Raw genomic sequence first — 20,620 nt, forward strand, 5'->3', positions numbered from 1 at the left:
GAGGTGGTCCTGACCTGCGGGGAGGCCCGGCCGTCACAGGCAGGTGGGCGTTGTCAGGATGCGGTCGAAGGCGCGGTGCCCCGCGGAAGCGGCGGGAAAGCGGCGGCGGCCGACGGGGCCCGACGGGCGCACGGAACGGGACCGGCGGGAAACCCGCGGGGACCGGGGAGAAACCGGCGGAGAAACGCCGGGAAGCGGCTGCGGGATTCCGTCCGGGCACCCGTCGATATTGTCGGGAACACCGTCGATCTTCCCTCGCCATTGACGGCCGATAACGAAGGAAAAACGTGGCTGGATAACTTCGCTGCACGAATCACGGATCTCCAGGAGGGCTCGGGGATGATCAACTCGGTAGTGATCGTCGGCGGCGGAACCGCAGGCTGGATGAGTGCCACCTACCTGAAGGCGGCATTCGGCGACCGGATCGACGTGACGCTGGTGGAATCGGACCGCGTCGCCACCATCGGCGTCGGTGAGGCGACCTTCAGCACCGTCCGGCACTTCTTCGACTATCTCGGCCTGGACGAGCGGGACTGGATGCCGCACTGCTCCGGCTCCTACAAGCTCGGCATCCGCTTCGAGAACTGGCGCGAGGTCGGGCACCACTTCTACCACCCGTTCGAGCGGCTGCGGACCTCCGACGGGTTCAACGTCGCCGACTGGTGGCTGCAGCTCGGCGACCGCAGCGAGTCCTTCGACCGCAGCTGCTACATCACGCCGTACCTGTGCGAGGCGAGACGCTCGCCGAGACTGATGGACGGGTCGCTGTTCGCCGGCGGCCTGGACGGTTCGCTCGGCCGTTCCACCCTGGAGGAGCAGCGCGCCCAGTTCCCCTACGCCTACCACTTCGACGCCGGCCTGCTGGCCCGGTTCCTCACCGACTACGGCACCCGGCGCGGGGTGCGGCACGTGGTGGACGACGTGGTGGACGTGGCCCGGGACGAGCGCGGCTGGATCAGCCACGTCACCACCCGCGGGCACGGCGAGCTCGCGGGCGACCTCTTCATCGACTGCACCGGCTTCCGCGGTCTGCTGATCAACGAGACGCTGGAGGAGCCGTTCGTCTCCTTCCAGGACGTCCTGCCGAACAACCGGGCCGTCGCGCTGCGGGTGCCGCTGGACGAGGAGCAGCGCAAGGACATGCGTCCGTACACCACGGCCTCGGCCATGGAGGCGGGCTGGATCTGGACGATCCCGCTGTTCGGGCGCAACGGCACGGGCTACGTCTACTCCGACGAGTTCACCAGCCCGGAGGAGGCGGAGCGCACGCTGCGCGAGTTCGCCGCTCCCGGCCGGGACGACCTGGAGGCCAACCACATCCGGATGCGGATCGGCCGCAACGAGCGCTCCTGGGTGAACAACTGCGTGGCGATCGGCCTGTCCAGCGCCTTCGTGGAGCCGCTGGAGTCGACCGGCATCTTCTTCATCCAGCACGGCATCGAGCAGCTGGTGAAGCACTTCCCGGACGAGCGGTGGGACCCGGCGCTGGCCGCGGACTACAACAAGCGCGTCGCCAACGTGCTGGACGGCGTGAAGGAGTTCCTCGTCCTGCACTACTGGGCGGCCCGCCGTGACGACACGCCGTACTGGAAGGAGACCAAGGTCCGCCCGCTCCCGGACGGCCTGGCCGAGCGACTGGAGGTCGCCGCCTCGCACCTGCTCGACGAGCAGACCATCTACCCGGCCTATCACGGCTTCGAGCACTACTCCTGGAACACCATGCTGCTCGGGCTGGGGCAGGAGCCCCGGACGGCCCGGCCGGCGCTCGCGCACATCGACCCGGCCGCGGCCCGCGCCGAGCTGGCCCGGATCAAGGCCGACGCGGACCGCCTCGTCGCCGCCCTGCCGAGCTGCCACGAGTACCTCGCGTCGATCAACTGACCCGCACCCGCCAGGGGTGCACCGAGCCCCCGGCCCGACGGGTCCCCACCCCCGTGGACCCGTCGGGCCGGGCCCCGTCGGCGCACGGACGGCGATCGGCGACGGTCGCCGTCCCCCGGTGCCCGGCGGTGCCCCCGGCAGTGCTCGGCGACCATCCGCACCGCTCCCAGAAGGCGAGAACGCATGGCCAGCCCGCCCGCGTCGAGCCAGGCCCCGGCCGGCAGACGCTTCGTGGACCGCGCCGGTCCGCAGCCCCGCTCCGCACGACAGCCGTCCACCGCCGGGCACGTGCCGGCGGACGACTACCGGGGGCTCATGAGCCGTTTCCCGACCGGCGTCGCGGTGGTCACCACCACCGACCCGGTCGGCCGTCCCCGCGGGCTCACCTGCTCCTCGCTGAGCAGCGTGACCACCGCTCCGCCCGTCCTGTCCGTCTGTCTGAAGGCCCCCAGCAGCACGCTGGACGCCCTGGTCGCGCGACAGGCCTTCGCCGTCAACCTCCTGCACACCGGGGGCCAGGCCGCCGCCCGGGTGTTCACGACCGCGGTGGCCGAGCGCTTCGCGCACGTCGACTGGCGGCCGTCGCCCGTCCTCGGCCTGCCCTGGCTCAGCGGGGACGCGCTGGCGCTGGCCGGCTGCCGGGTGCGGCAGCTGATCGAGGTCGGCGACCACGTCCTGGTCCTCGGCGAGGTCGTCGAGGTGCACCGGGCGGGCGGGGTCCCGCTGCTGTACGGGCTGCGCCGGTTCGCCGACTGGCCCGCCGCCGAGCAGGACGCCGAGGTGCCGGCCGCGGTCGGCGCCCGGGGGGTGGCGGCGCCGTGACCACGGCGGAGAGGCCGGCGCCCGAGGGGCCGGTCCGTCGTGGGGTGCCGCCGCGGCGCCCGCGGGAGGGTGCCGTCCGGCAGGCCGTGGTCGGCTGGGTCCCCGGGCTGGTCGTCCTGGTGACGGCCCTCGTGCTGTGGGGGCCGAGTCTGGTGGACACCGCGCGCCGGGCCGACCGGGTCGACCCGATCGCCCGCTTCCTGCTGGCGGTCGCGGTGGTCGTGCTGCTCAGCCATCTGCTGGGCTCGCTGATGGTCCGGCTGCGTCAGCCCCCGGTGGTCGGCGAGGTCCTCGGCGGGCTGCTGCTCGGTCCGTCCGCGCTGGGCTGGATCTGGCCGTCCGGGCAGGCCTGGATCTTCTCCCCCGAGGTGCGCGGCGGGCTCGATCTCGCGGCGCAGCTCGGGCTGTCCGTCTTCGTCTTCCTGCTCGGGTGCGAGCTGCGGGAGGTGCGGCTGCGCGGGCCGGTGGTGGCCGCGGTCGGCGGCGGGATGGTCCTGCCCTTCCTGGCCGGCGGCGCGATCGCGCTGGCGGCGCCGGACGTGCTGGCCGGGTCGGCCGGGAAGGGCTGGGGCTACCCGGCGTTCTTCGGGCTGGCCCTGTCGGTGACCGCGCTGCCGGTCCTGGCCCGGACCCTGGTCGACCTGAGGATGGACCGCACGCCGCTCGGCGGCTACGCGCTGACCACGGCGGCGCTCGGTGACGGGGTGGCCTGGCTGGCGCTCACCGGCATCCTGGCGGCCTCGGCGGGCGGTGGCAGCGGGAAGCTGGTCTCCACGGTGGGGCTGACCCTGGCGCTGGTCGCCGTCACCGTGCTGTGGGTGCGGCCCGCGCTCGCCGCGCTGATCCGGCGCTCGGAGCGGCGGAGCTCGCCCGAACGGCTGCTGCTGCCCGTCCTGCTGACCGGAGCGCTCGGCTACGCGGGGCTGACCCAGCTGATCGGGCTGCACCCGGCGGTCGGCGCCTTCCTGTTCGGAACGGTGGTGCCGCACCAGTCGAGCGTGATCGAGCGGATGCAGCAGCACTTCCAGGGCTTCACCTTGGCCGTGCTGCTGCCGGTGTTCTTCGCCGGTGTCGGCCTGAAGGTTTCGATCGGCTCGCTCGGGCGGGACGGCGGGCACTGGCTGGTTCTCGTCGTCGTCGTGCTGGCGGCCTGCGTGACCAAGCTGGTCGGTGCGGGCGGAGCAGCCCGGCTGGCCGGTTTGGACCGGGCGGACGCGATGCGTTTTGGGGCGTTGATGAACTGTCGCGGGGTGACCGAGATCGTCCTCGCCGGGATCGGTTGGCAGGCACATCTGATCAGTACCGCGGGGCTCACCGTCCTGGTGCTGATGGCGCTGCTCACGACGGCGATGACCGGCCCGATGGTCCTCGCCGTCCGTCCGGCTCCCGGCGGCTGATCCCGCCGGAGCACTCCGGCCCCGGCCGGTTCCGGCGGATTCCCCCACCGCCGGAGCCGGCCGGAACTCCTTCGGACGGTGCCGGTCCACTTCCCGGCGCTATCCGCGGGCCCGCGGAAATGGGGCGCACCGGTCGGTTTGTTTCTTCGCTCCGTTCCGTCGTTCCGGGCGAATTGACGGGGGGCCGGCCGCGGGAGCGGGCGAGTTCCGGCCGTGAATGATGCCGACGCAAGCCAGGCGTGATTTGTGAATCAATCAAGTATCCTCGGTCGCGCTGCGGCACCTGGCGTGAGACCAACGGGGGTACAGATGGTCGATGCGGCTGAACGGGATATTGGCCTCGATTTCGGTATTCTTGGGCCATTGTCGGTTACATATCAAAGTCGGCCGGTGGTGATAGGTGGGGCGCGTCAGCGCACCATCATGGCGATGCTCGTGCTGGCCTGGGGAAAGGAGGTGTCGGTCGACAGCCTCGTCGAGGCTGTCTGGGAAGGGCAGCCGCCCTCCACCGCGAGGACCCAGGTGGCGATCTGCGTCGCCGCACTGCGCAAGGCGTTCCGGGCGGTCGAGTGCCCGCGGGAGGTCATCCTCACCGCGCATCCCGGCTACCGGCTGCAGGCGCAGGGCAACACCCTGGACTCCGTGCACTTCGACCGCCTGCTGAGCGAGGCCGCGCAGGCGCGCCGGGAGGAGCGCAACGAGGACGCGGCCGGCCTCTACCGGCTGGCGCTGGACGTCTGGCGCGGCCCGGCGCTGGCCGGGGTGACCGGCCGTCGGGTCGAGGGTGCGGCCGTCGCCCTGGAGGAACAGCGGCTGATGGTCTACGAGGAGCTCACCGGGCTGGAGCTCGCGCTCGGCCGGCACCAGGAGCTGATCCCCCAGCTGGCCGCCGTGATGCGGGAGAACCCGCTGCGCGAACAGCTGCGCTACAACCTGATGCTCGCCCAGTACCGGGCCGGGCGCAGGGCCGAGGCGACCGAGACGTTCCGGGACGGGCGCCAGCAGTTCGTCGAGGAGCTCGGCCTGGAGCCGGGCCCGGTGATCCAGCGGCTGCACGACGCGATCCTGCGCGACGACCCCGAGCTGATGCTGCTCGGCTCCCCACGGGAGACGGTCGCCGCGCCCGCGCTGTCGGTCGAGGACTACGTCGTCCCGGAGGTCGAGGCGGCCGACGACCCGCCCCGCCGCGCGCTGGGCGGACTGCCGCCGCCGGTTTCGGCCTTCGTCGGCCGTGAATCCGAACTCGCCTCCCTGGACCTCCTGTTGGAGGACGAATCCAGGGGCGGAGGGCCGGCCCGCGGCTTCGTCACCGGATTCCCGGGGGTCGGCAAGACCGGCCTCGCTCTGTTCTGGGCGCACCGGGTGACCGAGCAGTTCCCCGACGGCCAGCTCTACGCGGACCTGTTCGGCTACGACGAGCACCGGTCCCCGGCCGAACCCGGGGACGTGCTGAATCGTTTCCTCCGATCCCTCCGAGTGCCCGGCGAACGGATCCCCACCGCCCACGACGACCGGGTGTCGCTGTACCGGGCGATCCTCGCCGAACGCCGCGTCCTGGTCATCCTGGACAACGCCCACTCCTTCAACCAGATCCGCGACCTGCTGCCCGACGGCGGCCGCTCCTGCGTCGTGGTCACCAGCCGGGAGGACCAGCAGGACCACCTCGCGGTCGGCCACAGCAGGGTCCGGCTGCGGCTCGACCCGCTGCCGGAGCCGGACGCCCTGGCACTGCTCGGCATGATCGCCGGAGCGGACCGGGTCACCGACGACCCGGACGGCGCGCGCCGGCTCGTCCGGCTCTGCGACCGCACGCCGCTGGCCCTGCGCATCGCCGCGGCCCGGCTGGCCTCGAAGCCGCACTGGAACGTACGGCACCTGGCCGCCCGGCTCGCCAACGAGTGCTGGCGGCTGGACGAGCTGACCGCCGGGGACCTGGAGGTCCGGGTGAGCTTCGGCCTCAGCTACCGCGACCTGCCGGCGGACGTGGCCCGGATGTACCGGCGGCTCGGCCTGCTGGCGGTGCCCGACTTCACCGCCTGGGTCGGCGGCGCCCTGCTCGACCTGCCGCCGACGCAGGCCGAGAACCTGATCGAGCACCTGGTCGACGCGCAACTGCTGGAGGCGGCCGGCACCGACGCCACCGGCGCACTGCGCTACCGCTTCCAGACCCTGCTGCGGCTGTACGCGCGCGAGCGGGCCGAGCTGGAGGAGCAGGAGGCCGAGCGGCGGGAGGCGGTGACCCGGGTCCTGGAGACCTGGCTCGCCCTGGCCGAGGAGGCCCACCGGCGCGAGTACGGCGGCGACTTCTCGGTGGTGCACGGCTCGGCGGAGCGCCGCCCGCTGGACCGCGCCCACACCGACGAGCTGCTGGAGGACCCGCTGCAGTGGTTCGAGACGGAGCGCGAGTCGCTGGTCGCCTCGGTGCTCCAGGCCTGCGAGCTGTCGCTGGACGAACTGGCCTGGGACCTCACCGCCTCCTCGGTGGTGCTGTTCGAGATCCGCAACCACCACGAGAACTGGCGGCTCACCTGCGAGCGCTCCCTGGAGGTCGCGCGGCGGGCCGGGAACGAGCTCGGCGAGGCCGTGATGTGCCACGAGCTGGCCGCCGTCGAGATGTTCCAGGAGCGCTTCCACGAGGCGCAGGACTGGTGCGAGAACGCGGTGCGGCTGTTCGCGCGGATCGGCCACCGCTACGGCCACGCGCTGGCGCTGCGCAACATGGTGATCATCGACCGGATCCACGGCGACCGGCGGCAGGCGATGGAGCGCCTGCAGGAGGCCCGGGAGGTGTTCCGGGAGGTCGGCGACGCCTCCGCGCTCGCCCACACCCTGGGCCAGATGTCGGTGATCGAGCGGGAGCAGGGCGCGCTGGACTCCTCGCTGCGGCTGGCCGTCGAGGCCGTCGGCGTCTTCGACCGGATCGGCCGGACCAGGGGCGCGGCACAGGCCGTCAACCGGTTGGCCGGCGCGTACCTGGCGCTCGACCGGTTCGACGAGGCCGAGGACAACTTCCGGCGGGTGCTGCAGATCGTCCGGGAGAAGCACGACCGGCGCGGCGAGACGCACGCCCTGCTCGGACTGGGCGAGGCGCAGCTGCGCTCCGGCCGGCCGTACGAGGCCCTGGCGACGCTGCAGACCGGGCTCGGGGTGGCGCAGCGGATCGACGTCCCGCTGCTCAACGCCCGGCTCAGCCTGGGGCTCGGGGAGGTGCTGCGGCGGCTGGGGCGTTTCGACGAGGCCTTCCGCCGGCTGGTCAGCGCCCGGGACGGCTTCGCGGCCCTGAAGTCGCCGCGGCTGGTCGAGCAGGCCGAGCAGCACCTGGCCGAGCTGATCGAGGCGATGGAGGACCTCCCGGGGGAGGAGGGCCCGCGGGAGGTGACGGGCGTCCCCGACCTGGTGTGCCCCCGCTGGAGGTGACGGCGCTGCAGGACTGCAGGACCGGTCGGGTATCGCTTGAGAACCGGACAAGAACGTATCGATAAGAGCTTGAAGTGGCGACTGCATAGCCTCGTTTCAGAAGCGAGGGAAACCCATTCTTGAGGAGATGCGGCAGTGCGCTACGTCCGACTCGTGAACACGTTCCGGCCGGCTCTGGTTGTGCTCGGCATGACTGCCACCCTGTCCCTCGGACTGATGGCGTCCGTGGGCGGGCCCGCCGCCGCCCAGGTCCGCGCCGGTGGCCCGATCGTGTCGGCCCCCCTCCCGATCGACGGCCCCGGCAGCGAGGAGTGGAACTGACCGGGTGCACGGGGGAACGCCACAACGCCGTCGGCCGTCACGGGGATCCCGTGACGGCCGACGGCGTTCCGGCGTGTGCGGTGGGGGTCGCGCGGCCGGTGCGGTGCGGTGGGGCGCTGTGGGGGCGGCGCGGGGGTCGGAGGGGGCCCGGAGCGGGCGAGGGCCGGGGGCCCGGAAAGAGCCGGGGGCCCGGCGGGTCCGCCGGGCCCAGCGGTCTCAGAGGGCGGTGCTCACAGGGCGATGCCGCCGTCGATCCGGAGGACCTCGCCGGTGAGGTAGGCGGCGCGCGGCGACACCAGGAAGGCGACCAGGTCGGCCACCTCGTGCGCGGTGCCGAAGCGCCCCATCGGGATCCGGCGCAGCAGCTCCTGCTCCCGCTTCGTCGACAGGCCGGCGCTCATGTCGGTCGCGATCAGCCCGGGCGCCACGGCGTTGACCCGGACGCCGTGCGGGCCGACCTCCTTGGCCAGGGCCTTCGTCAGGCCGACCAGGCCGGCCTTGGAGGCGGCGTAGTTGGCCTGGGTGGCGTTCCCGGTGAGCCCCACGACGGAGGACAGGGTGACGATGGCGCCGCGGCCGCGCTTGATCATCGGGAGCAGGGCCGGCCGGCAGACGTTGAACGTGCCGTCCAGGTTGGTGCGCAGCACGGTGTCCCACTCGGCGCCGCTCATCAGGGCCGCCGGGCGGTCCCGCAGCACGCCGGCCGAGGCGACCAGGGCGTCCGGCGGGCCGAGGTCCGCGGTCACCTCGGCGACGAACTCCTCCGCGGCCGCCCGGTCGGCGACGTCGAGCCGGCGGGTCAGTACCCGGGCGCCGTGGGCGCGGGCCAGGTCGGCGGTCCGTTCCGCGGCGGCCTCGTCGCTGCGGTAGCAGAACGCGATGTCGTGGCCGTCCTGGGCGAGGCGTTCGACCACGGCCCGGCCGATGCCGCGGGAGCCTCCGGTGACCAGGGCGATCGGCCGGGGCGCGGGCTGTTCCGCCGCCGGCGGCGGTACGGGGACGGACGGGGCGGTCATGGTCTCTCCTCGGGGTCGCGCGGTCGGGTCGATCGGGTCGGGAGGATCGGAAGGATCGGAAGGAGCAACGGGAGCAACGGGAGCAACGGGATCGGCCGGGTCGGCCGGGGAGGCCGACCCGGCCGGGTCGGGCGGGGTGGTGCCGCCCGGCGTGGGCCGCGGGCGGGCCGGTCAGTCGGCGGCGGGGTGCTCCAGCCGGAGCAGGGTGCAGCCGACCGTCCCCGCCGGACTGACCGAGGTGACCAGGGCCAGCGCTCCGTCCGGCTGGGGCTGCGTGCGGGCCAGCGAGAGGACGGCGGCGAGCTGGAACCCGGCGGAAGCCGCGCCGGTGTCGCCGAGCAGCCGCCGGACCCGCAGCCGGACCGGAGCCGTTCCGGCGGTTCCGGCCGTTCCGAGCGCGCGGTCCAGCCCGGCCTCCTCCTGCGCGCCGAGCGGGCCCGGCGCCTCCCCGGGCGCGATCACCCGGACGTCGGCGGCGGTGGCGCCGGCGGCGGCGAGCACCTCGGTGACGGCGCGGGCCAGGGTGGCCCCCACGGCCCCGGGGGCGTGGAAGGCGAGGAAGCGCGAGCCGAGCACGGTGGCCAGCGGCTGCCTCCCGGCCGCGCGCGCCCCGGCCGCGGTCTCGGTGAGGAACACGGCGCAGCCCTCGCCCAGCGGGCCGGGCGCTCCGCCGCCCCCGGGGCCGCCGCCGTGCCACTCCAGCCGGGCCCGCTGGGCCGAGTACTCCTCGACGGCGCCGCAGAGGAAGACCCGGCCGTGGCCCTGGCGGTGCATCCGGACCGCGTAGTTGAGCGCCAGCAGCGAGGTGAGGGACCCGCCGCTGATGGTGGTGTTCGGGCCCTTCAGCCCGTAGCGGATGGCGCCGGCCCCGGTCGCCCGGTTCTGCACGGTGTTGGGGAAGAGCGCCGGGTCCACGTCGTAGGGCCGCTCGCCGGCCTGGGAGGCCCGGGAGAAGTCCATGATGCTCTGGACACTGGTGGCACCGATGCCCAGGACCAGCCCGATGTCCTCGGGGTCGGCGCCGAGTTCACCGTCGTACTGGTCGAGCAGCAGGCCGACGGTGGCGAGCGCGATGCCGGTGGAGCGGTCCAGGGCGCGCGTGCCCTTGCGGCCGAGCACGCCCGCGACGGTGAAGTCGGGGATCAGACCGGCCGTGTCGTACGGGCCGTCCCAGTGCTCCCGGTCCAGCGGCGCGGTCGCCGCGTGGCCGGCCGTCAGCCCCTCGGTGAAGGCCTCGGCGCCGAGGCCGAAGGGGGAGGCGGCCGACCAGCCCGACAGCACGATCGGCCGGTCCGGCGGGGAATCGGTGGTCACGTGAGAGCTCCTGATCGTCGGGGTGCCGTCAGGCGGCGGCGGGCGCCGCACCCAGCAGCAGGACGGCGTTGTTGCCGCCGAAGGCCAGTGCGTTGTTCTGCACCACGCGCAGGTCGGCCGGCCGGGCCACGTTCGGCACCACGTCCAGGCCGATCTCCGGATCGGTCTCGACGTGGTTGACGGTGGGCGGGATGAAGCGCTCGGTGAGGGCGATGGCGCAGGCCGCGGCGGCGATCGCGCTCGCGGCGCCCATCGAGTGCCCGATCATCGACTTGATCGAGACGGTGGCGGGCGGCCGTTCGCCGAAGACCCGCCGGATCGCGCGGGACTCGGTGATGTCGTTGGCCTTGGTGCCGGTGCCGTGCGCGCTGATGAAGTCGACCTGGTCCGGGGTCACCCCCGCGTTGCGCTGGGCGATCCGGATGCACCGGGCGATGCTGTCCTCGTCCGGGGCGACGGGGTGCTGGGCGTCGCAGGTCAGGCCGTAGCCGAGCACCTCGGCGTAGATCCGGGCGCCGCGGGCGAGCGCGGAGTCCAGCGACTCCATCAGCAGGATGCCGGCGCCCTCGCCGGTGAGGATGCCCTGGCGGTTCACGTCGAACGGCCGGCAGACCTCGGGGGCGATCGTGCCCAGGCGGTAGAAGCCCGCGAAGGTCTTGCGGCAGAGCGCGTCGGCGCCGCCGCACAGGGCCAGGTCGGCGTCCCCGAGCCGGATCGCGTCGTAGCCGTAGCCGACCGCGTAGTTGCCGGCGGCGCACGCGGTCGGGACGGTCGCGGCCTCGACGTCGACCAGCCCGAGCTCCCGGACGATCCCGGCGGAGAGCTGCTCGTTGCCGACGCGGCGCGCCAGCACCGGGTCGACCTGCTCCGGGCCCTCCGCGATCTGCCGGCCGACCAGCGCGTCGAGGTCGCGGGTCTCGCCGTCGGTGGTGCCGACGGCGACCACGGTCCGGGCGGCCAGCAGCCGCTCGCGGTCGAGCCCGGAGTCCTCGAAGGCCATCCGGGCGGCGGCGGCCGAGAACTGCGAGGCCCGGCCGAGGTCCTCGGGGCGGACGGTGCGCAGGTGCTCGGCCGGGTCGAAGTCGGTGATCTCGCCGGCGTTGGCGTACGCGAAGCCCGCGGTGTCGAACGCGGTGATGGGCTTGACGCCGCTCGCCCCGGCCCGCAGGCCGGAGGCGAACGCGTCGACGCCGATCCCGATGGCGGAGACCAGGCCGAGGCCGGTCAGCACCACTCTGCGCCCCCGGGTCGGGTCGACGGTGGTCACCGGGACTCGGCGTCGGCGACGACGGCGTAGACACCGGCCAGGTTGGTCATCCGCTCCAGTTCCTCCTGCGCCAGCTCGATGTGGAGGTCGCGCTCCAGCGTGGCGAGGATGGTCAGGCCGGCCAGCGAGTCGGCCTCGTGCTGCTCGACGAAGTCGTCGTCCTCGCCCAGCTCCGCCGGCTCGACCTCCAGCACGTCGCAGACGATCGACTTGACCAGGGCCTTGCGCTCGGCGTCCAGGATGCCGGTGACTTCGGTGTCGGACATGGTGTCCCTCGATTCTTCGGTGGGAGCGGAAGGATGTCGGGCGGCTGCCGCGCGGCGGGGTGGTGCCCCGTCCCGGCGGCGTGCGCCGCGGGAGGAAGGCTCCCCCCGGTTCCTATGCGGACTCCATATACGGCTCCGCTCGCAGGGCGCAGGCCGGGCACTGCGCGGCGTCGTGCGGGACCAGGAGCGAGGGCTCGCCCACCCAGTAGCGGGGCGATCCGTCGTGGCCGGGCTCGCGGACCTTCAGCAGTCCGGCCCGGACCATGGCGGCGAGGACGTCCTCGCCGCGCACCGGGAGGGTGGAGTGCACCAGCGCGAGCAGGTTCTCCCGGCCCCGGACGTGCTCGGGACCGGCCGTCCTGGCCGGCCGGGCGCCGGGCGGTTGCGGCCCGCCGGGCCCGGTGAGGAGTTCCGGGCTGTCGGTCAGCACCGCCTGGTGGACGGCGGTCAGCTCGGGGCCCGGGTCCACGCCGATCTCGTGGGCGAGGATGCGCCGGCCCTGCTGGTAGGCGGCGAGTGCGTCGGCCCGCCGGCCGGAGCGGTAGAGCGCGGTCATCAGCTGGGCCCGCAGCCTTTCCCGCAGGGGGAGTTCGGTGACCAGCGAGGTCAGCTCGGGGACGAGCCGCTGGTGCCGGCCGAGCGCCAGGTCGGCTTCGACCCGGCCCTCCAGCGCGGCCGTCCGGGCCTCCTCCAGTCCGGGGACCTCCAGTTGGGCGAGGGCCTCGGTGACGTTGCCGAGCGCCGGCCCCTGCCAGAGGGCGAGTGCGGATTCGAAGTCCCGTGCGGCGGCGTCGAACCGGGACGCCGCCAGGGCGGACCGGGCCTGCCGGGCGAGCCGCTCGAACTCGACCAGGTCGAACCGGGTGTCGCCGATGTCCAGTTGGTAGCCGGGGCCCTGGCGGGAGAGCCGCACCCGGGGACCGAGCCGCTTGCGCAGCCGGGAGATGTAGGTGTAGATCTGCGCGCTCATGGTGGCCGGCGGATTCCAGTCCCAGAGCAGTGTGCTGAGTCGGGCGTCCGTCACCACCCGGCCGCGGGCCAGTAGCAGGGCCGCCAGCACCGTGCGTTGCTTGGCACCGTCGAGCCCCACCTCCGCCCCGCGGGCGTCCTTCACCGAGACCAGGCCGAGAACACTGAACTCCATCGAGCTACCCCCGTTCTGTCGCCATCGGCGCCCAGGCTAGGAAGCTCGCTTTTTGGATCTGTATCGCTTCCATTTCGCCGTGCGCGGGCCGCCGCCGGACGGGCGGGGTGCGGTGCCGTGGGAGCGACGGGCGGGCGGCGGGTGGGGGCCGGGCCGGGGCGGTGGTCAGCCGTTGAGGTAGGCGAGGACAGCCAGCACCCGGCGGTTGTCGTCGTCGTCCTCGGGGAGGTCGAGCCGGGCGAAGATGCTCGCGGTGTGCTTGCTGACGGCCCGTCCGCTGACCACCAGGCGTTGGGCGATCGCCGCGTTGGAGCGCCCCTCGGCCATCAGGGCCAGCACCTCCCGCTCGCGCGGGGTGAGCCGGGCCAGGGCGCTGGACTGCCGCCCGCCGGAGAGCAGTTTGGAGATGACGTCCGGGTCCAGCGCGGTGCCGCCGCCGGCGACCCGGTGCAGCGCGTCCATGAACTGGGCGACGTCGAAGACGCGGTCCTTCAGCAGGTACCCGACGCCGCCGCTGTTGTCCGCCAGGAGCTCGCGGGCGTAGAGCTGTTCGACGTACTGGGAGAGCACCAGCACCGGAAGCCCGGGGATCTCCTTGCGGGCCGCGATGGCGGCCCGCAGACCCTCGTCGGTGAAGGTGGGGGGCAGCCGGACGTCGACCACCGCGACGTCCGGCCGCTGGGTGAGCAGGGCCTCCAGGAGGTCCGGCCCGGTGCTGACCGCCGCCACCACCTCCAGGCCGGCGGCTTCCAGGATGGCGACGAACCCCTCCCTCAGGAGGACGAGGTCTTCGGCGATGACAACACGCACGGGATCTCCAGAATCGCCATGGTCGGACCGGACTCGGGGCTGCTCAGGGTGAGGATGCCATCAAAGGCGGCCAGTCGGCGCTCGATTCCGCGCAGTCCGCTGCCCTTGTCCGGGTCCACCCCGCCGTGGCCGTCGTCGCTGACGGAGATCCGCAGCAGGTTGTCGCTGTGCGCGAGGTCGATCCAGACCCGGGCGGCACCGGAGTGCCGGGTGGCGTTCGTCAGGAGCTCGGAGACCGCGAAGTAGGCGGCGGACTCGACCGGCAGCGACACCCGGCCGGGGACGTCCGAGACCACCTCGACGATCAGCGGGCTGTCCAGGGCCAGGGCGCGCACCGCCTCCGACAGGCCGCGGTCGCAGAGCACCGGCGGGTGGATGCCGCGGACCAGGTTGCGCAGCTCGCTCAGCGCCTTGGACGAGGAGTCCTTGACCTCGGCGAGCAGGCGGCGGGCCGCCTCCGGGTCGCTCGACAGCAGCTGCTCGGCGGCGCCGATCCGCATGCCCATCGCGACCAGCCTGGCCTGGGCGCCGTCGTGCAGGTCGCGCTCGATCCGGCGCAGCTCGGCGGCCTGACTGTCCACCACCTCCGTTCGGGTGGCGGCGAGTTGTTCGACCCGCTGCCCGAGGATGGCCTCGGCGCTGGGGGCCAGCAGCGCGGCCGTCCAGCGGCCGTGCAGCTGCAGCAGGGCCGGGCCGGTGGTCAGGCCGAGGGCGATGGACGCCAGGCCGATCGGGACGGCGAACAGGGCGCCGATCCCGAAGCTGCCGTGCACGTGGATCACCAGGGCGTACCAGTCCTCGTACCCGGCCGAGGTGAGCGGGTGCCACAGGAACGGCAGCAGCACGCCCTCGATCCCGTACGCGATCAGCGCGGCGGGCAGCAGGGCCGCGACGCCGCCGACCACCGGGTCGGTGACCGCCCAGGCGAGGTCCCGCCAGGTCGCACGGTCCGTCAGGATCCAGCGGACGCGCTCCACCCAGCCCACCGGGCCGGCGCTGAACTCGGGCCTGGGTGCGTACGGCCGGGCGATCTCGACGCCCGCCCACCGGCCGTTGAGCCGCCGGGCGGCGTCGGCGACCCGGCGCAGCCCGGCCGTGGCGGCCGGGAGCAGCAGGACGCCCACCCCGAGGAGGAGGTAGCCGATCGAGGCCAGTGAGAGGGCGAACAGCACCAGTGCCGGGATCTTCAGTGCGAAGAGGCGCAGCCCGCGCAGCGGTGCCTTGAAGTCGAGCCGCAGCCGCCTGCCGCTCAGGGCGCCCGGGAACCCTGCCCTCCGGACGGTTGACGTCTGGTCCACCATGATGAACTCTCCCCATTCGGGAGCCCGTTGGCTCCGTGGCCTCAAGTCTGGCCGCGCGGGCGGCCCGGTGCAGTGGGTCTTACCCCCGAGTCCACCGGTGTAGGTAACTACACCCCGGTGGTTCCGGAAGCGGCACACCGGAGCGCGGGGGCGTCCGGCCGGGGCCCCGGAGGTGCGGCCGGCGGCGGCCCCGGAGCGGCCCGCGGAGCGTTCCCGGCGCGTTCCCGGAGCGTTCCCCGAGCGGCCCTGGAAACGCCCGCGGAGTGCCTCCGGAATTCCATGGAATGCGCCGGGGAAGGCCGGGCGCGTGGCTCCCGCAGGCATTCTCCAAGGTCCGGCTATATTAATTCGATACGTCGGAATCGTTCGCCCCGGGGAATTCCCGCCGGTTATGCTACGGCCGGATGGAGGAGGACGGGAAATGGCTGATCCGAAGAATTCCGGCGACGCGTCCTGGTTCCGGCACCGCCCGGGGGTCGAGCCCCCGGCGCTGCGCCTGGTGTGCTTCCCGCACGCCGGGGCCGGTTCCGCCGCCTTCGCCGACTGGCAGTCCGGCCTGCCGTCCGGGGTGGCGGTGCTCGCCGCGTGCCACCCCGGGCGGCAGGACCGGCTGGCCGAGCCGCCGGTCGGTTCGATGGACGAGCTGGCCGACCGGTCGGTGGCCGCACTGCTGCCCTGGCTGGACCGGCCGTACGCGCTGTTCGGCCACAGCATGGGCTCGGCGGTGGCCTACGAGGTGGCCCGACGGCTTGCCGAACTGCCGGTGCGGCAGCCGGAGTTGCTGGTTGCCTCGGGGCGGGTCGCCCCGCACCGGGTGGTCCCCGGGGACTTCCCGGGCGACGGCGACGAGGAGATCCTGGCCTCCCTGCGGGAGGTCTCGGGGCACCGGCTGGACGCCTTCGCCGAGCCGGCCCTGCGCGAGCTGCTGATGCCCGCCCTGCGGGCCGACTACCGGGTCCTGCGGACCTACCGCCCGGACCGCGCGGTGCTGGACGTGCCGGTCGCCGGGTGCGTCGGCATCAGTGACCCGCGCTGCGACCTGGCCGGCATCCGGACCTGGGCCGAACTGACCTCGGCCGGATTCGAGCACCGGTTGTTCGCCGGGGACCACTTCTATCCGGAAACGCACCGGAGCGACCTGCTGGGATACCTGTCCCGGCGGCTGCCGTGCGGCGGCGGAATTCCGGTGCCGGCCCGGCGGTAGGTGCGGCGCATTTCGGGGCCGGCCGTCCGGTCGGCCCTTTTTCCTGTCCGTGGACGAGAACGGGCCCGGCGGACTGCCGGGCGGAGCGAAAGGGGATCGGCCGATGGCCGAGGAGGACCTGCGGGTCGCAGTGGTCGGGGCCGGCATCGGCGGGCTTGCTGCCGCAACCGCGCTGCACCGCAAGGGAGTTCGGGTCGAAGTCTTCGAACAGGCGCCCGCACTGCGGGAGGTGGGCGCCGGCCTGCACCTGGCCCCGAACGGCAGCCGGCTGCTGCACCGCTTCGGGCTCGCCGACCGGCTGCGCGCGATCGCGGTGCGGCCGGAGGCGCTGGAGGTGCGGCTGTTCAACGGGGCGAAGGTGCTGACCAGGCAGCCGATGGGCGACTCCTGGGAGGCCGAGTTCGGTGCCCCGCACTACACGGTGCACCGCGCCCACCTGCACGCCCTGCTGGCGGAGCAGGTGCCGGCCGGGGCGATCCGGACCGGCCGGCGGCTGGTCGGGTTCACCGAAGCGGCGGACGGCGTGCGACTGGAGTTCGCCGACGGAACGGCCGCGCGGGCCGATCTGCTGGTCGGTGCGGACGGGGTGCACTCGGTGGTCCGCCGGGCCCTGGGCCACCCGGACGAGCCGGTCTTCTCGGGGACGGCCGCGGTGCGCGGCGTCGTCCCGGCCGGGCTCGTCCCGGAGGTCGCCCCGGACACCATGTACGTGTGGGCGGGCGCCGAACTCCGGCTGATGGCCCAGCCGGTGGACGGCGGGCGGCAGATCTCCTTCGTCGCCGTGCTGCCGGACACCGGCGGCAGCGCGGAGTCCTGGAGCCGGCCCGGCGACCGCGGGGCGCTGCTCGACGCGTTCGCGGGCTGGGACCCGGCCGCGACCGCCCTGCTGGCCGCGGCGACGGAGACGTGGCACTGGACGCTGTACGACCGGGAGCCGCTGCCCGGCTGGAGCACGCCGCGCACCACGCTGCTCGGCGACGCCGCCCACCCGATGCTGCCGCACCACGGCCAGGGCGCCAGCCAGGCGATCGAGGACGCCGTCGCGCTGGCCGCCGTGCTGGCCGACCGCGCGCCCGGCCCGGAGGGGCTGGCGGAGGCGCTGCAGCGGTACGAGCGGCTGCGGCTCGACCACACCTCGCGGGTGCGCGCGGGCTCGTTGGCGGGCGGCTCGCAGCGGCTGGCGCCGCCCGCCGGAGGCCCGGGCGGTCCGGGCGGCTCGGGTGGTCCGGGCGGTCCGGACCGCCCCGGAGGCGCCGGTGGCGCGGGTGGTCCCGGCGGGGCCGGTGGTGCGATGTCCGCGCTGGTGGCGGACGTGTCCTGGGTGCAGAAGTACGACGTGGCGGCCGAGTTGGCCGCCCTGCCGACCGGACGGTGAGTCAACTCCCTTGGGAGCAAGCAAAATCTCCTTGCAAAGAAGACTTGCAAGGAGATTTTGCAACCCCTACAGTGGTGGCATGGTCGATCGCGATGCGAAGCCGGTCACACGTGAGGTCACCGACATCGAGGCACTACGCCTGTTGGCGCACCCGCTGCGGAACCGGATCGTGCAGCAGCTCAGGTCCGGGCCGGCCACCTCAACCACGCTGGCCAAGGCCCTCGGCGAAAGCAGCGGCCTGACCAGTTACCACCTTCGACAGATGGCTCAGCACGGCTTCATCGAAGAGGTCCCGGAACTCTCCAAGGGCCGGGAACGCTGGTGGCGCACGGCGCCGGTGGATCTGCGGATCCCCCGCCGGGTCGACCAGAGTCCGGAGATGCGTGCCGTCATCGACGAGATGACCAGGCTCGACCTGGCCTTCGACCTGGAGCACTTCGCCAGGCTCCAACTGGAGGCCGGATCGGAGGACGGGCCCTGGGGAGAAGGACTGCCCATCTCCCGGGGGCAGATCAAGGTCACCTACGACGAACTCCTGGAGTTCTTCGAGGAGTACATCAAACTGCTCTACCGCTACAAGCGCCCCGAGTCGGAAACCCCGCCGGGCGCCCGCGCGGTGCTCACCCGGTTCTTCGCCTTCCCGGCGCAGCCCGCAACCGGCGGGATACCGGACGAACCCGGACCGGACCGTCCGAACAACTGATCCCCGTGCGTTCCCGGAAAGGGAACACCGGGCCGTCCAGCGGCAACTGGGCGACCCGGCAGCGGAAGTCGCAGCACCACGCCGAATCGACGTGGCTTCATCGAATTGCACGCCTCCACAGATGAGGAGAACATCCCATGTCGGGATCCAGCAAGTCCGGCGGCGGATTCCTCGGGTTACCGGGGAGCCGGGTGGGCAAATGGCTGGTGCTGGTCGCCTGGATCATCGCCACCGTCGTTTCGGTACCGCTGGGCGCCAAGCTCTCCGGTGTCGAGAAGAACAGCGTCACCGTCGAACTCGCCCGCGGGGCCGAGTCCACCAACGCGGCCAACGCCGCCGACAACTTCCCCGACGCCAAGATCTCCAACGGCATCGTGGTCTACGTCCGTGACTCCGGTGTCACCGAGGCCGACAAGGCCAAGGCGGAGGCCGACCGCAAGGCCTTCGGGGACTGGGCGGTCGGACCGGTGCAGGCCGTCTCCACCTCCTCCGACGGCAGGGCGCTCAGCGTCGTCGTCCCGCTCGACAGCAACACCACCAAGCTGCCCGTGGACGCGGAGAAGGTCCGCGACCAGGCCACCGGCAACCTGCCGGACGGGCTGACCGCCAAGCTCACCGGCCCGGCCGGGTCCTCGCTGGACGCCGCGGACGCGGCCAAGTCGACCGGACACGTGCTGACCCTGGTCACCATCGTCGTCGTGGCCGGCCTGCTGCTCTACACCTACCGCAGCCCCTCGCTCTGGCTGCTCCCGCTGCTGACCGTCGGCTTCGCCTTCGCGCTGTCCCGCGGCCTCACCTACGTGATGGCCGAGGTCACCGGCGTCACGGTGGACTCCGGCAACGGCATCGTGGTCACCGCGCTGCTGTTCGGCGTCGGGACCGACTACGCGATGCTGCTGCTCGCCCGGTACCGCGAGGAACTGTACGAGCACGAGGACCGGCACGTCGCGATGAAGATCGCGCTGCGCCGTTCCGTCCCGGCGATCGGCGCCTCCGCGGCGACCGTTGCCATCGCCCTGCTCTGCCTGCTCGCCGCCGACATGGGCTTCAACTACACCTTCGGACCGGCCGGCACGCTCGCCGTGATCTGCGGCTTCATCGCGATGACCACGCTGCTGCCGGCGCTGCTGGTGATCCTCGGCCGCTGGATCTTCTGGCCGGCGATCCCGCGCCCCGGGGCACCGCTGACCGGTCGGCGCGCCAAGGCCGCCCGCAACGGCACGGTCTGGGACCGCATCGGCACCCGGATCAGCCGTCGGCCCCGGACGGTCTGGCTGACCTCCGCGCTGCTGCTCGGCGTGGTGGCGTTCGGCTCGGTCGGCATCAAGACCGGTCTGGACGACGCCCACGTGGTCACCGGCAAGCCGGGCTCGGTGGCCGGCCAGGAACTGCTGGCCGCGCACTTCCCGGCCGGCCGGACCAAGCCCGTCATCGTCATCTCCGACACCGGGGCGGCCACCGCGGTCGCCGCTGCGGTCAAGGGCGTCGACGGGGTGGCCGAGGTCAGCGCGCCGAAGGCCTCCAACGACGGCTCCCAGACCATGGTCCGGGCCGTCCTCAAGGACGCCGCCGACAGCCCGGCCGCCGTCGCCGCCGTGGAGCGGATCCGCACCGCGGCCCACGCGGTGCCCGGTTCCAACGCCCTGATCGGCGGCCCCACCGCCATCGAGCAGGACAAGGAGATCGCGCAGGCCCACGACCGCAAGCTGGTCATCCCGCTGGTGCTGGCCGTGGTCTTCCTGATCCTGATCGTGCTGCTGCGCGCGCTGGTCGCCCCGGTGCTGCTGATGCTCACCGTGGTGCTGTCCTACTTCGCCGCGCTCGGCATCAGCTGGCAGCTGTTCGACAAGGTGTTCCACTTCCCGGCCGTGGACATCCAGGTCATGCTGATGGCCTTCCTGTTCCTGGTCGCCCTCGGGGTGGACTACAACATCTTCCTGCTGCACCGGATCCGGGAGGAGGTCGGCGCGCTCGGGCACGCCGACGGCATCCGCCGCGGCCTGTCCGCCACCGGCGGGGTGATCACCAGCGCCGGCGCCGTCCTGGTGGCGACCTTCGGTGCGCTCACCGCCTCCCCGCAGACGGCGTTCATCGAGATCGGCACCATGGTGGCGCTCGGCGTCCTGATCGACACCTTCCTGGTCCGCTCGGTGCTCGTCCCGGCGCTGGCGATCGACACCGGCCGGAAGTTCTGGTGGCCGGGCCGGCTGTCCCGGCTGACCGGCGGTCCCGGGTCGGTCGCCCAGGACCCCGCCCCGCTCAGCCTGGTGGACTCCGCCGGCTGAGCACCCCGTGCGCCTACCGGGACCTGCCCGCGCCGCTGAAGACGCTCGCCGAGAGCCTGCGCGCCGTGCACACCAACGACTACGACTACGCCGCCCG

Annotated in this window: 16 protein-coding genes; 9 read left to right on the forward strand and 7 right to left on the reverse strand. The window is 73.3% G+C overall.

Annotated features, from left to right (window positions below):
* The first annotated feature begins 339 nt into the window (after positions 1-339).
* The 5 genes from ABT048_RS38715 to ABT048_RS38735 all read left to right on the forward strand — a co-directional run bounded on the left by ABT048_RS38715 (position 340) and on the right by ABT048_RS38735 (position 7,838).
* Complete coding sequence (locus ABT048_RS38715; protein ID WP_350526335.1) at positions 340-1,881, forward strand: tryptophan halogenase family protein; 1,542 nt, start codon at positions 340-342, stop codon at positions 1,879-1,881.
* Between the two features lie 183 nt (positions 1,882-2,064).
* The gene (locus ABT048_RS38720) at positions 2,065-2,703 is read left to right on the forward strand and encodes a flavin reductase family protein (RefSeq protein WP_350526336.1); all 639 of its coding nucleotides are present in this window, start codon (positions 2,065-2,067) and stop codon (positions 2,701-2,703) included.
* Entirely contained in the window at positions 2,700-4,100 is a 1,401-nt protein-coding gene (locus ABT048_RS38725; RefSeq protein WP_350526337.1) for a cation:proton antiporter, read from the forward strand. The genes ABT048_RS38720 and ABT048_RS38725 overlap by 4 nt, the downstream gene beginning before the upstream one ends.
* Positions 4,101-4,523: 423 nt before the next feature.
* Positions 4,524-7,517, forward strand: a complete 2,994-nt coding sequence (locus tag ABT048_RS38730; protein ID WP_402808078.1) for an AfsR/SARP family transcriptional regulator — start codon at positions 4,524-4,526, stop codon at positions 7,515-7,517.
* Positions 7,518-7,706: 189 nt separating this feature from the next.
* The gene (locus ABT048_RS38735) at positions 7,707-7,838 is read left to right on the forward strand and encodes a hypothetical protein (protein ID WP_350526339.1); all 132 of its coding nucleotides are present in this window, start codon (positions 7,707-7,709) and stop codon (positions 7,836-7,838) included.
* Between the two features lie 230 nt (positions 7,839-8,068).
* Here the strand turns inward: ABT048_RS38735 and fabG are convergent, their stop codons facing one another.
* From fabG to ABT048_RS38770, 7 genes are all read right to left on the reverse strand, one after another.
* A complete protein-coding gene (fabG, locus tag ABT048_RS38740) occupies positions 8,069-8,854 on the reverse strand; it encodes a 3-oxoacyl-ACP reductase FabG (RefSeq protein WP_350526340.1) in 786 nt (261 codons plus the stop codon).
* Between the two features lie 171 nt (positions 8,855-9,025).
* Positions 9,026-10,168 (reverse strand): beta-ketoacyl synthase N-terminal-like domain-containing protein, encoded by a 1,143-nt coding sequence (locus ABT048_RS38745; RefSeq protein ID WP_350526341.1) that lies wholly within the window; start codon positions 10,166-10,168, stop codon positions 9,026-9,028.
* Positions 10,169-10,196: 28 nt separating this feature from the next.
* Positions 10,197-11,435, reverse strand: coding sequence for a beta-ketoacyl-[acyl-carrier-protein] synthase family protein (locus ABT048_RS38750; RefSeq protein WP_350526342.1), 1,239 nt, complete (start codon positions 11,433-11,435; stop codon positions 10,197-10,199).
* Complete coding sequence (locus ABT048_RS38755) at positions 11,432-11,701, reverse strand: acyl carrier protein (protein WP_350526343.1); 270 nt, start codon at positions 11,699-11,701, stop codon at positions 11,432-11,434. The genes ABT048_RS38750 and ABT048_RS38755 overlap by 4 nt, the downstream gene beginning before the upstream one ends.
* 112 nt (positions 11,702-11,813) lie before the next feature.
* Positions 11,814-12,845 (reverse strand): AfsR/SARP family transcriptional regulator, encoded by a 1,032-nt coding sequence (locus ABT048_RS38760; protein ID WP_350526344.1) that lies wholly within the window; start codon positions 12,843-12,845, stop codon positions 11,814-11,816.
* A 165-nt stretch (positions 12,846-13,010) separates the two neighbouring features.
* On the reverse strand, positions 13,011-13,655 hold the full coding sequence (locus tag ABT048_RS38765) for a response regulator transcription factor (RefSeq protein WP_350526345.1): 645 nt from the start codon (positions 13,653-13,655) through the stop codon (positions 13,011-13,013).
* Entirely contained in the window at positions 13,619-14,956 is a 1,338-nt protein-coding gene (locus ABT048_RS38770) for a sensor histidine kinase (protein WP_350526346.1), read from the reverse strand. The genes ABT048_RS38765 and ABT048_RS38770 overlap by 37 nt, the downstream gene beginning before the upstream one ends.
* A 421-nt stretch (positions 14,957-15,377) precedes the next feature.
* On the opposite strand from ABT048_RS38770, the gene ABT048_RS38775 reads away from it, so the two are divergent.
* The 4 genes from ABT048_RS38775 (at position 15,378) to ABT048_RS38790 (ending at position 20,523) form a co-directional block, all read left to right on the forward strand.
* On the forward strand, positions 15,378-16,160 hold the full coding sequence (locus ABT048_RS38775; protein ID WP_350526347.1) for a thioesterase II family protein: 783 nt from the start codon (positions 15,378-15,380) through the stop codon (positions 16,158-16,160).
* Between the two features lie 103 nt (positions 16,161-16,263).
* A complete protein-coding gene (locus ABT048_RS38780) occupies positions 16,264-17,535 on the forward strand; it encodes an FAD-dependent monooxygenase (protein WP_350526348.1) in 1,272 nt (423 codons plus the stop codon).
* 79 nt (positions 17,536-17,614) lie between these two features.
* Complete coding sequence (locus ABT048_RS38785) at positions 17,615-18,238, forward strand: ArsR/SmtB family transcription factor (protein WP_350526349.1); 624 nt, start codon at positions 17,615-17,617, stop codon at positions 18,236-18,238.
* A 137-nt stretch (positions 18,239-18,375) separates the two neighbouring features.
* Positions 18,376-20,523: an MMPL family transporter gene (locus tag ABT048_RS38790; protein WP_350526350.1), complete on the forward strand. Its 2,148-nt coding sequence runs from the start codon at positions 18,376-18,378 to the stop codon at positions 20,521-20,523.
* Positions 20,524-20,620: the final 97 nt, after the last annotated feature.

The organism is Kitasatospora sp. NPDC096140, from assembly GCF_040303045.1.
GTDB lineage: Bacteria > Actinomycetota > Actinomycetes > Streptomycetales > Streptomycetaceae > Kitasatospora.